This window comes from Arthrobacter sp. 2MCAF14, assembly GCF_052115645.1.
Lineage (GTDB): Bacteria > Actinomycetota > Actinomycetes > Actinomycetales > Micrococcaceae > Arthrobacter.
Genome location: NZ_JBFRHB010000004.1, coordinates 42539 through 57667 on the forward strand (window position 1 = coordinate 42539; position 15129 = coordinate 57667).

Consider the following 15129-nt stretch of genomic DNA (forward strand, 5'->3'; position numbering starts at 1 on the left):
CCGGGCGGTATGAATCAGACTACACAAAATGTTCACATATTGCACTTGTGTTCTTATCGCGAACAAAAGTGACAGCCGCTAACGCCCTTTAGCGCTGCGGCAGGCGGTCGGCGAGCTCGGACGCCGCGCTCTTCAAGAGCGGAACGACCGCCACGAGCTGTTCCACACTCATCCGGAAGACTGGGACGGCGGTGGCGAGGGATGCGAAGGCAACGCCCTGGGAATTGAGGACGGGGACGGCGACGGCGCGCATACCCACCTCGTTTTCCTCGTCCATGACCGCGTAGCCCTGGCGACGGACCTTCTCGATTTCCAGGCGGAAAGCGTCGCGGTCCGTAATGGAGAACTCCGTCAGCGGCTCCAGCTCAAGCTCTTCCACCAACTGCTGCCGCTCGTCGCCGTCCGCGAAGGCAACAAGCGCCTTGCCCACTGCCGTGGTGTGCAGCATTCCAAGATGCCCCGGATCGCTTGTGACCCGGAACATTTGGGGACCGTCCACCTTGTTGACCGTGAGGTGGTGGTGGCCGTCCCGCACAGAAAGGATGGTGGCCTCGCCGGTCCCTTCCGTCACGCGCTGCAGGATGGGCCGCGCGGTCCCGGCAAAGCCGTGGTGGTTTGATACCCGTTGACCGAGCTGGAAGACGCGAAGTCCCAGATGGTAGCGGCGGCCATCGGCCTCGTAGTCGACGAATCCGTCGCGGGTCAGGGATCCGAGCAGCCGGTACGTAGTGCTGAAGGGCAGCTCCGCCTGGCGGGCGAGCTCGGAGGCGCTGGCCCCCTTCGGCTCATTGCCCAGCAATACGAGGAGGCCCAGGGCCTTGCCGATCATGTCGGTCTTTGTGTCTTCCTTCACATCCATAACTAAAGATTGCCACATCGTGAGAGCTATTGCTAGATGGTGAATAAACATCTTGACAAGTGACTGCGCTCACAGCCATCATTGCTATATCGCACAAGTAGCTCTCACAATGTGGCTACTGTGTGAGGCCGCTGCCGGACCCACATCGACGTTCCAGGTACGCAAATTTCAGCCAGATGCGACATCGCCGTCACACAAAAGGAACACCATGAGTCACACGATCCCGTCTACGACGCCGGGCACTGCCACGGCGGGAACGCCGAAGAAGGCCGCCCTCGCCAGCTTCCTCGGCAGCGCCGTCGAGTACTACGACTTCTTTATCTTCGGTTCGGCCGCGGCCCTGATTTTCCCGCACGTCTTCTTCCCCAGCGCCGACGCCAACGCAGCCATCATGTCCTTCGCGACATTCGGCTTCGCCTATGTGGCAAGGCCGGTTGGAGCCATCATCCTGGGACACTTCGGCGACCGCATCGGCCGCCAGCGCGTGCTGATGTTCACCCTGGTGCTCATGGGCGGTGCGACGTTCATCATCGGCTGCCTCCCTGATTTCAAGGCCATCGGATGGTGGGCTCCGGCGCTACTGGTCTTCGCACGCCTCTGCCAGGGCCTCTCGGCCGCCGGTGAACAAGCCGGCGCCTCGTCCATGACGCTGGAACACGCTCCGGACAACCGCCGTTCGTTCTTTACCTCCTGGACCCTCACCGGAACCCAGGGAGGCCAGATCCTCGCAGCGTTGGTCTTCATCCCCGTGGTCGCCCTCCCCGACGAGATCAAGTACGGCATCGGCTGGCGCATCCCGTTCTGGCTCAGCGCCGTGGTGGTCCTGGTGGCGTTCTTCATCCGTCGTACCCTGCACGAGCCGCCCGCATTCGCCGAGGCCAAGAAGAACAACCAGATCGCCAAGCTTCCCGTGGCCGACCTCCTCCGGCTGCACTGGGCCGACGTTCTGCGCGTTATTTGCTGCGCCTTCATCTCGGCCGTGAGCACCGTCTTCGGCACCTTGGCCATTGCCTATGCCAAGGACGTGGCCCACGTCAACAGCACCATCACTTTGTGGCTCGTCGTCGCGGCAAACGTCGTCGCGCTCGGCACACAGCCTGTCTTCGGCAGGATGGCCGACCGGATCGGCCGCAAGCCCGTCTTCATCTACGGCGCCGTAGCCAGCGCCATCATGACGCCGGTGTTCCTCTTGACGCTCGAATCCGGAAACGTGCCGCTCATGTTCCTGGTCTCCGTGGTGTACTTCGCTCTCGGATACGCCGCAGCAAACGCAGTGTGGCCCTCCTTCTACGGCGAAATGTTCAGCACCAAGGTCCGTTTCTCCGGCTTGGCCATCGGCACGCAGATCGGCTTCCTCATGGCAGGCTTCGCCCCGACCATCGTTACCGCAATGGGCGGCACCAAGGCCGGCGGCTGGGTCCAGATCAGCATCTTCACCGGAGTCATCTGCGTCATCGCAGCGGTCTCCGCGATGACTGCCCGCGAATCCTTCAAGACCCCGACGGCGGAGCTCGGCCTGAAGTAGGGCGCTCCCTCCAAAGACATCCGTTGTTCCCCACCCACCGGCTTGGGCCCACGCCGGCAGGGTTCCTTGGCCGAGCTTGCGAGGCTAGGGGGCCGGTGGGGAGCAACGGATTTTTTGCTAACGGAAGTCTTACCCACGGCTAACCCGTACGAAACCACCCTGCAACATTGGCCCGCCACACTGGAATAGCCGGCAAAAGCTGGCAGCTCCAGCCAGGGAGGCCACCATGTTGAAGGAAGTATCAACCCACCCCACAAGAATCCGCGCGCTTGACCAGTTGCACCGCGGCGACCAGATTGAAGCCCGCCTCTCCGTCGGACCCTCCTACGATGACGTTGTCATCCGCAGGGGCAGCGTCCAGGAAACGGCCCCGGGCATCGGCGTCGTCTGGATCATGGATCAGCTGACGGGCCTGCGCAAGGCCATCAATACCGACGAATGCACAGTCTGGCGAGTGGCCTGACCTGGCCCCGAACCGCTCAGCCGCCAGCCACGGACTGGATGATCAAGACCTCCTGGCCGGCCGTTACCTCAGTATCCAGACCCTTCAGACGCCGGACCTCCTCGCCGTTCACGTAAATATTCACGTAGCGCCGGAGCGAACCGGTTTCATCCCGGAGCCTCCGGGCCAGCACCGGGTAATTACCGGTCACAGCGTCAAGCAAGCTTTCCACGGTCACAGCTCCGTCGGCGGGCGTAGTCAGGTAGGACTGCCCGCCGGCGAGGGGCTGGAGAACGCTAGGCAAAACCACGGTGATATCGGGCAAGATCCGTCCTAAGCCGGAAGACCGGATGCTGCGGAGGCAGTGGCCAATTCGTCGGCCACATCTGCTGAGACAACCCCGGAGATGACGGCAGCGCGGACGCACAAAACATCAGGCAGGTGCGAGGCAACTTCGATGAAAGACTCGCCTTCATCGGCGCTGGCGTAGACCGAACCGCCGCGTGTCCCGAAGTACACCCCGGTGGGTTCAGCAGTGTCCACCGCCGCCGCGTCACGGAGCACGGCGTTGTATTCGTGGTCCGGGAGGCCCACATCCAAGCGCTTCCATGACCCACCGGCGTCGTCGGTGCGGTGCACCGCAAGCCGGCCGTCCGGCGGAATCCGCTCACTATCGGCCTTGATCGGAATCACCCACGCGGTCCCTTCGCGGCGGGGATGGGTGAGCATGACGAAGCCGAAATCTGCCGGAAGGCCATCCGCGATGGAGATCCAGTTCTCACCGTTGTCATCCGTGCGGTACACGCCGTGGTGGTTCTGCGCATACAACCGGCCTTCGACGGCGGCATCCGCGGCGATCTTGTGCACGCATTGGCCGAACTCGGGGTTGGGATCGGGCATGAAGCGAGCCGAAATCCCCTTGTTGCGGGCCTCCCAGGAGGCTCCGCCGTCGAGCGATCGGTAGACGCCTCCGGTACTCATGGCGACGTGGACGTTCTCCCCGGAGGGGTTGACCACAATCGAGTGGGCGGCAGCCCCGCCGTAGCCGGCTCCCCACTCGCTGCGGTGCGGGTGGTCCCACAGGCCGCGGTTCAACTCGAAGTGTTCGCCGCCGTCGGTGGATTTCCAGACGGAGATCGGTTCGCAACCGGCCCAGACGACCCCGGGGCGGGAGGCGGAATCGGGGTAGATCTGCCAGATCCGTTCCAGCGCAGCCTCGGTTCCCTCGGGGAATTTGATGGCGCCTTGTTCGGGCTCGGTCCATGTGGCGCCAAGGTCATCGGAGTGGGCCACGGTGGGACCCCAGTGTTCGGATCGCACGCCCACCATGATCCGGGGCGTGTCCCCGCGCGTATCGATCCCGATGCTGGGGATCTCGCTCATGAGGAAGTGCGGACCGGAAAGGGACCATTCCTTACGGTCTGTGCTGCGTGCCAGCCACAGTCCTTTTTTGGTCCCGATGGCCAAGACATAACTCTCTGCGGTTGCCATGCACCCCATGCAACCATCCTAGGGCGGGAGCCGCAACGATTTTATGAACCGGTCTAGGAAACCGTCTCAGTCCACGAACTCGGACTGCGTCTCAATGAAGTCCCAGTCAGCGTCGCTCAGCCCGCCTGCCAGCTCTTCAAGGCGCGGGCCGCCAACATCGGCAATGCGTTGCAGAACTTCCAGCGGAAGCTCCGTGGCACGAAGGTTCTCGCGCAGCCATTCCTTGCTCTTGAGGTCTATGTCCAGCCACCACATGAAGATCTCCACGTGGACCACCCCTTCCTGTGCAAGTTAACGCTAGGCCTGCGCCGGGTGCACTACAAGGGGCCGGGGACCTGATCAAACGCCGGATTTCGCCCTGAAATCCGAGTCGGAAAAAGTAAAGTGAAAGTAGTTATTCAGATTGGTAGCGGAGTGCTGTTGGGGCACGTAAGCTAATTGTCAGCAGGAACCCAAAGAACCTGCTCCAAAGTCCGCTCCGGAGTGCGTATCCCCCAATAACGCACTCCGGAGCTCTTTGTTTAACCTTGGCGATGCGCAAAATCCCTGGCGCCCACAGAATCCGGTGGCGCCAGGGATTTTCCGTATCGCTCAGCTCTTTGCGCAGCGCGGAACCAGCCTAGACGAACTGGTACAGCAGGGCCGCCATGCCGAAGCCCACTACCGAGAGCACGGTTTCCAGCACTGTCCACGTCTTCAGGGTGTCCTTGACTGACATGTTGAAGTACTTGGAGATGATCCAGAATCCGCCGTCGTTCACGTGGCTGGCGATGATAGAGCCGGAAGAGATGGCCATCACAATCAGGGCCAATTGCGGCTGCGAATAGTGTCCGGCCGTGAGCGCCGGAGCCAGGATGCCGCCGGTGGTCACGATCGCGACCGTGGCGGAACCCTGGGCGAGGCGCATGCCGCAGGCGATCACGTAAGCGGACACGATGACCGGGAGCCCTGCCTTGGCCAAGCTGTCAGCCACCGCGTTGCCTACCCCGGTTGCCGAGAGCACTGCGCCGAAGAATGCGCCGGCTCCAACAACAAGCAGGATCATGCCGACCGGTTTCAGCGAGGCCGAGCTCAGTTCGGAGAGGTCCTTGGCGCTCATGCCCCGACGCGTGCCGAGGAGCCACATCGAGAGTGCGACGGCAACGGTGAGCGCAATGGCCGGGTTGCCGAAGAACACGAGGGCATCGCGGAATCCACCAGCGGGCAGGAAGACATTGCCGAAGGTGGCGCCAAGGATCAGCAGCATCGGCAGGCCGATGGCAAGGGCAACGACGCTCATGGGCGGTTCGTGGCCCACGGCTTCCTCTGCCTCCGGGATCACGCGATCTTCCGGGACGGCCACTTGCACGCGCTTGCCGATCCACTGACCCCAGAGAATGCCGGAAGCGAACCAGGCAGGGATGCCACAAGCGAGGCCCATGATGATGATCCAGCCAAGTTCAACGTGGAACAATCCTGCTGCGGCTACGGGACCCGGGTGCGGCGGCAGGAAGGCGTGGGTCACTGAGAGTCCGGCGAGGAGCGGCAAGGCGTACAGGATCAGGGATTTCCCGCCGCGTACCGCCGCCACGTAGACGAGGGGTGCGAGCACGAAAATACCAATGTCGAAGAAGACCGGAATACCCAGGACAAAACCGGTGACGCCCATGGCCAGCGGCGTTCCCTTTTCGCCGAAGACCTTCACGAGCCTGCCCAGCAGGACCTCCGCGCCACCTGAACGTTCCAGGATGGCGCCCAGGACAGTGCCCAGGCCGATGATCAGGGTGATGTGTCCGAGGATCCCAGCGAAGCCCTTCTCGATGAGGGCGTCGCCGCTCTTGATGGGCGAGCCGACAAGGGCATCGATGCTCACGCCGCCCGCTAGCGCGACGAGCACACTGGTACCCACCAAGGCAATGAACGGTTCTACCTTGACTTTGATGATCAGAAACAACAGGAGGGCAATGCCGGCGCCTGCCAGGATAAGCAGGCCGGCCGTATCGTGCCGCAGCCAGTTCAGGAATTCATTCATGGGGGTTACTTTCTGGGGATTCCTACGCGAGGGTGGCGGTGAAGGCGGTGGCCCTGGCCGAGATGTCTGCCCAGTCGCCTGCAGCCACGGCGGCGGGAGGGACCACACTGGTTCCACAGCAGACCGCTGCGGCGCCGGCGTCGAGATAGCTCTTGGCGTTTGACGCGTCGATCCCGCCGGAGGGCAGAAGGCGGATACCGGGGTAGGGACCCTGGAGATCCTTGAGGTACGCGGGACCGAGCTGCCTGGCCGGGAAGATCTTGACTGCGGCGGAACCGAGGTCAAGCGCCTGCGCCACCTCGGTAGGTGTCATGGCCCCCAAACTGAAGGGGACACCGGCGGCCGCAGCCACCGCCGCAACCTCAGGGCGGAGACCGGGCGTCACCAGGAACCGGGCACCAGCGTCGATGGCTGCCTTTGCCTGATCGGCCGTCATCACGGTACCGATCCCGACGGCGGCGCCGTGCTGCGCTGCGGTTTCCGCCGCTCGCCGCACATGCTTTAGCACCTCCGGCGTGGTGAACGTCAGTTCGACGCTGCGGATGCCGCCGTCGGCCAGCGCGCGGCAGAGCTCGGCGGCGTCGGGGATAAACGGCGCCCGGACGACGGCGAGGGTGCGGTCGGCTTCAAGCTGTTCGACAAATTCTTCAGGAGTCATGCGATTTCGGTACTTCCTGCTCGGGTGCGTCCGTCCGGGCCGCGGCGCAGGGCACGTCCGGCTCGGGCGCCGGCGGGCTTCCCGCCGTCGATCGCTGCCGTCCCGTTGACGAACACGTAACGGATGCCAGTGGCTGGCTGGCGGGGGTTTTCAAAGGTGGCTTCGTCACGGACGGTGCGCGGGTCGAAGAGGACGACGTCGGCCGCGTAGCCTTCGCGGACAAGCCCGCGGCGGTCAAGCCTGAGCCGCTCGGCGGGACGGCCGCTCAAGTGGTGGACCATTTCTTCCAGGGTCAGCAAGCCCAAGTCGCGGCTGTAGTGGCCCAAGTAGCGGGGGAATGTTCCCCAGGCGCGCGGGTGGGGTTTGGCTCCGACCAGGAGGCCGTCGCTGCCGCCGGTGTGCGTGCGGTGGACCATGATGGCCTGGACGTTTTCCTCGTGGCCGACGTGCTGCAGGATCCCGGTGCCCAGGCGGTCCTCCTGGAGGATCTGAGCGAACACGGTGAACGGCTCTGCGTTGGTTTCAGCAGCGATTGCGGCGATGGTCTTGCCCACAAGGCCGGCGAGCGCCGGGTTCTGGACGCCGCTGATCTCCAGGGTGTGCCACTCGGCAACCACTCCGTGGCAGCCGTCGGAGCCGTAGATCTCCACACTTTCGCGGATTCTCGCCAGCATCGCCGGGTCGGCCAACCGCGCGAGCGTGGCCTCGGTACCGCCCGAGGACGACCAGCTGGGCAAGATCGCCGCGAGCGTGGTGGCGCCGGGGAGGTAGGGGTAAGTGTCGAGCGTGATGTCGGCGCCGTCGTCGAGCGCTGCATCGATGAGCTCAAGGAGCTCGCCCGCCCGGCCCTTGTTCTCGGCGAAGTTCATGGTGGCGTGGGAAAGGTGCAGCGCGCAGCCAGTGTCCCGGCTCAGCCCGATCATCTCCGCGTAGGCTCCGAGCGCGCCCTTCCCGTAGGAGCGGTGGTGCGGAGCGTAGAAACCACCCAGCTCCCCCACGGTCCGGCAAAGTCCTGCAAGTTCCTCGGTCCGGGCGTACATGCCGGGGGTGTAGGTCAGCCCGGAGGACATGCCCACGGCGCCCTCCTCCATGGCGGTGCGAACGATGTGCTGCATCCGCTCCTGCTGCTCAGGTGTCGGGTCCCCTTCGGCGAAGCCCATCACGAGGGCCCGGACGGTTCCCTGCGGGACGAGGTAGGCTGCGTTGGTAGCGATCCTCTTGCCGTTTTCGGACGCGTCGAGGCGGTCCAGGTACTCGCCCACGGTTCGCCAATTCCAGTCGAAATCCTGCGGGTTGTCGTTCCAACCGGCGATCTTCTCCCGGACCCCGCTAAGGGTGGCATCGTCCACCGGAGCGTAGGACAGCCCGTCCTGGCCCAGAAGTTCGGTGGTGACGCCTTGGCTGAGCTTGGCGTAGTGGTCCTTGTTGACCAGCAATTGCAGGTCCGAATGGGCGTGCATGTCGATGAAGCCGGGGCTTAGGACGAGTCCCGTCGCGTCGACAGTCCGCTCGGCACCGGTTCCGTTCGCGGTGAGGGATCCGGCGTCGGCGACGACGGCGATCACCTCGCCGTCCAGCAGGACGTCCGCGGGACGGCGGTCCGCCCCGGTTCCGTCCACCAGGACGGCGTTGCTGATGAGGGTCTTCATGGCGTGCGTCCTAGAAGAAGGTATGGATGAGGTCGACGACGGTTTGGTCACCGTCGGTATCCGCGAGCACGGGGATGAGCGTCCACTTGTCGAAGGCTGTGCACGGATGCGAAAGTCCCAGGCGCACGACGGCGCCGGGCCGCACGGTGGCGGCGCCGGCGTCGAACGTCATGAAGGAGTGCTGGTCGTTGACGGCAGTGATCTCGGCACCGACGAGGGGCACCATGGGACCGCCGAGTGCGGGCCCGATCAGCTGCGGACGTGGCAGACCTTCGTCAACGGGCAAGTCGCGTTTGCCGGCGTCGAGGATGGCAAGGCCGGGTTCGGGCTGGGACACGACGCGCGCCCAGCCGTGCATGCCTGCCTTGAATGGCTGGCCGCCGTCGCGGGAAAACGGCGAGATGCCGCGGTAGAATCCGTCGTCGTGGATGATGTAGGCCCCGCTGCGGATCATGACTTCCACGCGTGGGCCCACCCCGGAGCCAGCGGTGACGCACGGCGAAAGGACGTCGACGACGTCGTCGAAGTAGGCGCTGCCGCCTGCGGTGAGGATGACGGCCTCGGATCCGTAGAGACCGTCCCCGAGGAGCCGCTGATGCAGCTCACCCATCTGGCCCAAGTAGCCGCGGACGGCGGCAATACTGTCGGCGTCGGCCGTGTGGGCCAACGATCCCTCGTAGCCGCTCACCCCCACCAGCCGCAGGTGCGGGGAGGCAGAGATGGCGCGGGCGACGTCGAGTGCAGCCTCCACGCCTCGCGCTCCGGTCCGGCCACCGATTCCGCCAAGCTCAACAAGGACATCAAGGACGGCGCTGCTTCCAATGGTCTCCAAGGTGCGGCCAATGACATCCACAGTGACAGTGGAGTCGACCCAGGAAAGGATCGGCTGATCCGGGTTCGCGGTCGCGGCGACCCACTCGATCGCGTGCGGATCGGTCAGGCTGTTGGCCAGTTGCAGGCGCCGCACACCGAATTCACGGGCCACGCGGAGCTGGGCGAAGTTCGCCACAGTGATCCCCCAAGCGCCGCGGCTCAGCTGTTCCGCCCAGAGCTGTGGCGCCATGGTGGTCTTTCCGTGCGGGGCAAGCAAAACGCCGTGCTCCGCACACCATGAGGCCAAGCGATCGGCGTTGCAGCGGAGCGCCCCGGCATCAAGGGTCAGCAACGGCGTCTGGAGGTCGGCGAGCTTCGGGGCTGTTGAGAGGAACTCACGGTGGCTGGTGCCGCTTGCTGTGGCGGGCACGGCCTTGTGCCGCCAGTCGAGCCGGACATCCGCCAGGCGTGCCACGGTGTCCGCTGCAATTGCCCCGGCGTCGGCTCCGGCGCCGGACGTGGAAGTGTTCACCAGTTCGATCCCTTCACTGTGCGCAATTTCACTGTGCGCGATTCACTGTGCGAATTCTGCCCGCAAATTCCTTTGCGTTGCGTATTTTGCAACGCAGGTTGCAAAGCTGTTGATGATATGTCTAACATGGTGCAGGATTGGGAGTCAAGGCCGCGGCATGGCCCGGCACCCCCTGATCAGGCCACGGAAATCCCTTCTTCATGGGGGTGTCGAGTGCCGCTGGAAGCGGCAGAGGGAGCGCGGGAGTTTCATGCTTTCAGCTGTATGTGTGGGTGAGACGATGGCCATGCTCACCCCGGTGAAGCCCGTCCCGCTACACCAAGCCACGGAGCTGCATTGTGGAATCGGCGGCGCGGAATCGAACGTAGCCATGGGCCTGGCTGCCATGGGCCTGGACTCCCACTGGGTAGGCCGGGTTGGCCGGGATGGATTCGGCACCCGGATCCTGGAGGAGCTCAGCAGCCACGGAGTAGGGATTTCCGGCGTCGAGGTCGATCCCGGACGGCCCACGGGGCTTTACGTCAAGGTCCCCGCCCAGGAAACGGATCCCGACGGCGGCAGTTCAGTTTTGTACTACCGGCAGGGTTCCGCCGCATCAGCGATGAGCCTGGCCACCCTGGCGAATCCCGCCGTCGAGCGCTTATTGGAGGAAGCCTCGCTCATCCACCTGAGCGGCATCACAGCGGCGCTCTCGGCGGAATGCCTTGAACTGACGGAAGCCATCCTCGCCGCACCGAGGCACGGCCGCCTCATCAGCTTCGACGTCAATTGGCGCGCCGCGCTCTGGGCCGGGCAGGACCGTTCCGCGCTGCGCCGCCTGGCCAATCTCGCCGACATCGTACTGGTGGGCAAGGACGAAGCCGAGCACGCCTTCGGCACCACCGAAGAAACTGAACTCCGGCTCCTCATGCCGGATCCCGCCGTCGTCGTCATCAAGAACGAAGCCATCAGTGCCATCGCCCTGGAACGGGACGGCACGCGGTCCGAAGTGTCCGCCTTGTCCGTGGACGTGCTTGAGCCGGTGGGCGCGGGCGATTCCTTCGCGGCCGGGTACCTGAGCGGCGTGCTGTTCGGCCTCGAACAGAAGGCCAGCCTCCGCCGCGGCCACGTCGCTGCAGCCTGCACCCTCACCGTGCATGGCGATCGCGGCCCCCTTCCCGACTCCGCCCTGCTTTCGGCCATCCTCGATTCCACAGACGCCGAATGGGCTGCGATCCACGTTGGCGGGGGGCACTTCAGCAGCCAGATCCGAAGCCCTCAAGATCGGAGCACAGCACCATGAGCCAAAGCCTGATGCGGGCCATCGACCTGCTTGCCGAGCTTGCTTCCAAACCGGCCACCTTGGATGAGCTTGCCTCCAAGGCTTCAGTGCACAAGACCACCGTCATGCGCCTCCTGCACGCCATGGAGGAAAAACGCTTCGTTGTCCGCGATGAGGACCAGCGATTCATGCTTGGCTCCAAGCTGTTCGAGCTGTCCTCGCTCGCGCTGGAACAGCGCGACATCCGCAAAGTGGCGCACCCGTACTTGGCCGAACTGAACGGAAAGACCGGGCACACCGTGCACCTTGCCGCGTTCGAGGGAAATGACGTGGTGTACATCGACAAATTCGAATCGCACCATCCCGTGCGGATGTACTCCCGGATCGGCCTGACAGCGTCACTGCATTCGGCCGCCGTCGCAAAGGTCCTGCTCGCCGACATGCCGCGCAGCCGGCAGGAAAAGATCGCGGCGGGACTCGATTACACAAGAATTACCGACACCACCCTGACCTCACCGCAGGCCTTGTTGGCCGAACTGGAGCAGGTCAGGGCCCAGGGCTGGGCCCACGACAACGCCGAGCACGAATCCTTCGTGCACTGCATCGCGACCCCCATTCGCGACGCGAGCGGCGCAGTCGTGGCCGCAGCCTCTTGTTCGGTACCGGTGGTGATGCTCAGCTATGAAGGACTGCTTGAGCTGCTGCCCGACCTCAAAGCCAGCACCGAGGCCATCTCCCGCGACCTCGGCTGGATCAGCCACGAAAGGAACTCGGCATGAGTGAAAAGACTGTAGTACTGACCGAAAATGCTCCGGCCCCGGCGCACGTATTCTCCCAGGGCGTCCGGAAGGGTGGCCTGTTCCAGGTGTCCGGCCAAGGCCCCATGGATCCCGCCACCAACCAGTACATCGGCGAAGGCGACGTCCGCGCCCAGACCCGCCGCACACTGGAAAACGTGAAGGCGATCCTCGAAGCCGGCGGTTCCTCTGTGGAAGACGTCATCATGTTCCGCGTCTACCTCACTACGCGCGACGACTTCGCCGCCATGAACGAGGTTTACGGCGAATTCATCACCGAGAATGTCCCCAGCGGCCAACTGCCCAGCCGCACCACGGTGTTCGTCGACCTCCCGCACGAAGTCATGCTCGTGGAAATCGACGCGCTGGCGGTTACGGCGTAATCCCCAGAGCCCGGCTTGATGGCACTATTGGGTGATGCCCTTCATGCGCGTTCCCAGGCTTAAGAGGGCGTCTTCCCGAGAGCGACGCCAAGCAAACCGGCTGGCGTCGGCTTTTACCGGATGGTGGCTGCTGGTTGTCATATTCATCGAGGCTGCGGTCGCCTTGTCCATCCGCCTGCCGTTGGCTTTCGGGCTTCCGCAGTGGGTCGGCATCGATGGACCAACCGGATTCCCTGCTCTCCTGGCGCTGCTGATCGTGCCCCTGGTGGTGCTGGCGGCGTGGCGCCTCATGCGGCAGCAGCAGCGGGAACGAAGCCAGGCGTTCCGTACATCCCGCTTGATGGACACCGTGCTGCATACAAGCCTGGACTGGCTGTGGGCCACGGGGCCCGATGGGCGATTTACGTTCTGCAGCCCGGCCTGCAAGGACATCACAGGGTACGAACCTTCCGAACTGCTGGGAAGGCACATCACCCGCGTCATCGACCCCGGAGACCTGGCAGACGCACGGGTGGACTGGAAAGCCCGGGAAAGCGGTGACTCCTCGTGGTCACGGGTGGTCACCGTGTGCCGCCACCGGGACGGCAGCCGCGTCTTGATCGACGTTGCGGGAAGGCCAATGCGCGACAGGGAGGGCAGGGACCGCGGTTTCGAAGGCACCTGCCGTGTTTTGAATCCCGGGACAGCACGCTCGCATGCGGAAGTCAGCGCCCGCATCCAGGGACTGCTCACTGACGGTTCGCTCATCACAGCATTCCAACCAATCCTGTGCCTGGAAACGGGCAACGTCGTTGGAGTGGAATCCTTGACAAGGTTCAGCGGATCCCAAGAGTTGTCCCCGGAGGTGCGTTTCATGGAAGCTGCCTCGGTCGGCCTGGATATCGAGCTTGAAATCCTTGCGCTCCGGACCGCACTGACCACTGCCGCCGGGCTTCCAGCGGGACTGTACATCGCGGCAAACCTCTCACCCCGCGCGTGCCTTGACTCCCGCTTGGCAGCCGCGATTGTGGAGTCGGCCATCCCACCACGACGCATCGTGCTTGAGGTCACCGAACGCCACGAGGTCGCCAACTACGAACCGCTCGCCGAAGTTCTGGCACCGCTGCGGCGCGCCGGACTCAGAATAGCTGTCGACGACGCCGGCGCCGGCTTTGCCTCCATGCGCCACATCCTGCAACTCAAGCCAGACCTCATCAAACTCGATCGCGAGATCATCGCCGGCATCGACACAGATCCGGCACAGCGGGCCCTGGGAGCTGCGATGGTCGGTTTTTCCTCCGAAATCGGAGCCGCCCTGGTAGCCGAAGGGATCGAGACCGAGGCCGAGCTCGCAGCGGTCACCAAGCTCGGCATGACTGCAGCCCAGGGCTACCTGCTCGGCCGCCCCTCACTCAGGCCGGAGGACTGGGCGGGATGGGGGTAGCGATGGCCGCTAACCCTCCGGCTGATGCGCCGTGACCAGCCCATCCGGCTGCCGCGCGCCAACTCCCTCAGTTGTCTCCACCGGGAGCCCGTTTCGCGCCCAATACTCGATGCCGCCGATCATTTCGCGCACCGGGTACCCGAGCTCGGCGAATGCCAGGGCCGCGAAGGTGCTTCCGTTGCAGCCCGGTCCCCACGAATAGACCACTACTGAGCTCCCAGCAGGGATCAGTGCGGCCGCCCGCGCGGGTATCTCCGCGGTCGGAAGGTGCATTGCGCCGGGGATATGTCCGTGGTCCCACGACGACTGCCTGCGAGTATCCACGAGCACGAAACTGCCGGCAGCCGCATCCGCAACGTCCATGACGTCGATCTCGAAGTGCAACTTCGCGCGGAAGTAGGCGCCTGCCGCACCGTCCGCCCCAACTCCAGCGCCGGCGTCGTTCATTGGCTTTTCCATCTGCCCTCCTAGGCCAGCTTCGCAAGTTTGGCGTTGGCACGCCGGGATCCCAGCTTTGCCGAGATGCGTAGGCTGGTTTCGGCGGCCATGGGACCTACTTCGCGGACGCGCTTGGCGGTCATGCGGGACGACAAGGAGGAGACGCTGAGGGCGGCAACCACGTGATCGTCGTGACCGAAGATCGGGGCGGCGACGCACCGGACCTCGGGTTCGTTTTCGCGGTCGTCGATCGCATAGCCTCGGCGACGGATTGCGGCGAATTCAGCCCGCAACTGCTCCGGGTCCGTGATCGTCCTGTCGGTGATCGGCGCCAGCTCACCGGCCAGGATCGGCGCCACCACTTCTTCCGGGCTGAACGCCAACATGGCTTTGCCGACTGCGGTGCAGTACGCCGGCATGGTCGCCCCGACGCGCGATGCCATACGAACTGTAGCCTCGTCTTCCACTTTGTCGAGGTAGACCACATCATGGCCGGACAGGACAACCAGGTGGCACGTACTTTCCGTGGCCCTCATCAGCAGTCTGAGCTCGGCGTTGGCGACGCTGCGCAAATCGAGCCGGTCCAAATATGACTGTCCCAAACGCAGGCAACCATGGCCCAGCCGGAAGCGGCCGCTCTCGGCGTCGCGTTCCAGCAGGTTTTCGTCCAACAAGGGCGCGGCCAGCCTTAGGACCGTGCTCTTGTTGAGCCCGGAGAGCTTGGTCAACTCCACCAAGGCGAGTCCGTCCGCGCTCACCGGATGCTCCGCAACCACCGCCAGCAAAGCCAGCGCCTTACGCAACGAAGCCGAGGAGTTCCGGGCCTCCGTGCCTTCAGTACCCACGT

General features: G+C 64.4%; 16 protein-coding genes. 6 read left to right on the forward strand and 10 right to left on the reverse strand.

Annotated features, from left to right (window positions below; all coding sequences use genetic code 11):
• Window positions 1–88: 88 nt before the first annotated feature.
• Window positions 89–859, reverse strand: a complete 771-nt coding sequence (locus tag AB4074_RS04665; RefSeq protein WP_441412328.1) for an IclR family transcriptional regulator — start codon at window positions 857–859, stop codon at window positions 89–91.
• A 208-nt stretch (window positions 860–1067) separates the two neighbouring features.
• Here AB4074_RS04665 and AB4074_RS04670 point away from each other — a divergent pair, with 208 nt between their 5' ends.
• Together AB4074_RS04670 and AB4074_RS04675 are read left to right on the forward strand one after the other, a co-directional pair.
• Entirely contained in the window at window positions 1068–2384 is a 1317-nt protein-coding gene (locus AB4074_RS04670; RefSeq protein ID WP_345448187.1) for an MFS transporter, read from the forward strand.
• A gap of 226 nt (window positions 2385–2610) precedes the next feature.
• Entirely contained in the window at window positions 2611–2847 is a 237-nt protein-coding gene (locus tag AB4074_RS04675; protein WP_059388807.1) for a hypothetical protein, read from the forward strand.
• 16 nt (window positions 2848–2863) lie between these two features.
• Here AB4074_RS04675 and AB4074_RS04680 read toward each other — a convergent pair whose 3' ends face one another.
• The 7 genes from AB4074_RS04680 to AB4074_RS04710 all read right to left on the reverse strand — a co-directional run bounded on the left by AB4074_RS04680 (window position 2864) and on the right by AB4074_RS04710 (window position 9980).
• The gene (locus tag AB4074_RS04680) at window positions 2864–3151 is read right to left on the reverse strand and encodes a MoaD/ThiS family protein (protein WP_236813790.1); all 288 of its coding nucleotides are present in this window, start codon (window positions 3149–3151) and stop codon (window positions 2864–2866) included.
• Window positions 3152–3159: 8 nt separating this feature from the next.
• The gene (locus AB4074_RS04685; RefSeq protein WP_441412329.1) at window positions 3160–4326 is read right to left on the reverse strand and encodes a WD40/YVTN/BNR-like repeat-containing protein; all 1167 of its coding nucleotides are present in this window, start codon (window positions 4324–4326) and stop codon (window positions 3160–3162) included.
• 57 nt (window positions 4327–4383) lie between these two features.
• Window positions 4384–4584: a hypothetical protein gene (locus tag AB4074_RS04690; RefSeq protein ID WP_059388808.1), complete on the reverse strand. Its 201-nt coding sequence runs from the start codon at window positions 4582–4584 to the stop codon at window positions 4384–4386.
• A 352-nt stretch (window positions 4585–4936) separates the two neighbouring features.
• Window positions 4937–6328, reverse strand: a complete 1392-nt coding sequence (locus AB4074_RS04695) for a GntP family permease (RefSeq protein ID WP_441412330.1) — start codon at window positions 6326–6328, stop codon at window positions 4937–4939.
• A 22-nt stretch (window positions 6329–6350) separates the two neighbouring features.
• Window positions 6351–6986: a bifunctional 4-hydroxy-2-oxoglutarate aldolase/2-dehydro-3-deoxy-phosphogluconate aldolase gene (locus AB4074_RS04700; protein WP_441412331.1), complete on the reverse strand. Its 636-nt coding sequence runs from the start codon at window positions 6984–6986 to the stop codon at window positions 6351–6353.
• Window positions 6983–8635: an N-acyl-D-amino-acid deacylase family protein gene (locus AB4074_RS04705; RefSeq protein WP_441412332.1), complete on the reverse strand. Its 1653-nt coding sequence runs from the start codon at window positions 8633–8635 to the stop codon at window positions 6983–6985. Before AB4074_RS04705 ends, AB4074_RS04700 begins: the two co-directional genes overlap by 4 nt.
• 10 nt (window positions 8636–8645) lie before the next feature.
• Window positions 8646–9980: an amino acid deaminase gene (locus AB4074_RS04710; protein ID WP_441412333.1), complete on the reverse strand. Its 1335-nt coding sequence runs from the start codon at window positions 9978–9980 to the stop codon at window positions 8646–8648.
• Between the two features lie 250 nt (window positions 9981–10230).
• Here AB4074_RS04710 and AB4074_RS04715 point away from each other — a divergent pair, with 250 nt between their 5' ends.
• From AB4074_RS04715 to AB4074_RS04730, 4 genes are read left to right on the forward strand one after another with little or no spacing between them, the layout of a single operon-like run.
• A complete protein-coding gene (locus tag AB4074_RS04715; RefSeq protein WP_441412334.1) occupies window positions 10231–11262 on the forward strand; it encodes a sugar kinase in 1032 nt (343 codons plus the stop codon).
• Window positions 11259–12020: an IclR family transcriptional regulator gene (locus AB4074_RS04720; protein WP_441412335.1), complete on the forward strand. Its 762-nt coding sequence runs from the start codon at window positions 11259–11261 to the stop codon at window positions 12018–12020. The genes AB4074_RS04715 and AB4074_RS04720 overlap by 4 nt, the downstream gene beginning before the upstream one ends.
• A complete protein-coding gene (locus AB4074_RS04725; protein WP_441412336.1) occupies window positions 12017–12421 on the forward strand; it encodes a RidA family protein in 405 nt (134 codons plus the stop codon). Before AB4074_RS04720 ends, AB4074_RS04725 begins: the two co-directional genes overlap by 4 nt.
• A gap of 34 nt (window positions 12422–12455) precedes the next feature.
• A complete protein-coding gene (locus tag AB4074_RS04730) occupies window positions 12456–13844 on the forward strand; it encodes a sensor domain-containing phosphodiesterase (RefSeq protein WP_441412337.1) in 1389 nt (462 codons plus the stop codon).
• Between the two features lie 9 nt (window positions 13845–13853).
• On the opposite strand, the gene AB4074_RS04735 is transcribed toward AB4074_RS04730, so the two are convergent.
• Together AB4074_RS04735 and AB4074_RS04740 are read right to left on the reverse strand one after the other, a co-directional pair.
• Window positions 13854–14303, reverse strand: coding sequence for a rhodanese-like domain-containing protein (locus AB4074_RS04735; protein WP_441412338.1), 450 nt, complete (start codon window positions 14301–14303; stop codon window positions 13854–13856).
• Window positions 14304–14311: 8 nt separating this feature from the next.
• Window positions 14312–15127 (reverse strand): IclR family transcriptional regulator, encoded by an 816-nt coding sequence (locus AB4074_RS04740; RefSeq protein ID WP_441412339.1) that lies wholly within the window; start codon window positions 15125–15127, stop codon window positions 14312–14314.
• Between the last annotated feature and the right edge of the window lie 2 nt (window positions 15128–15129).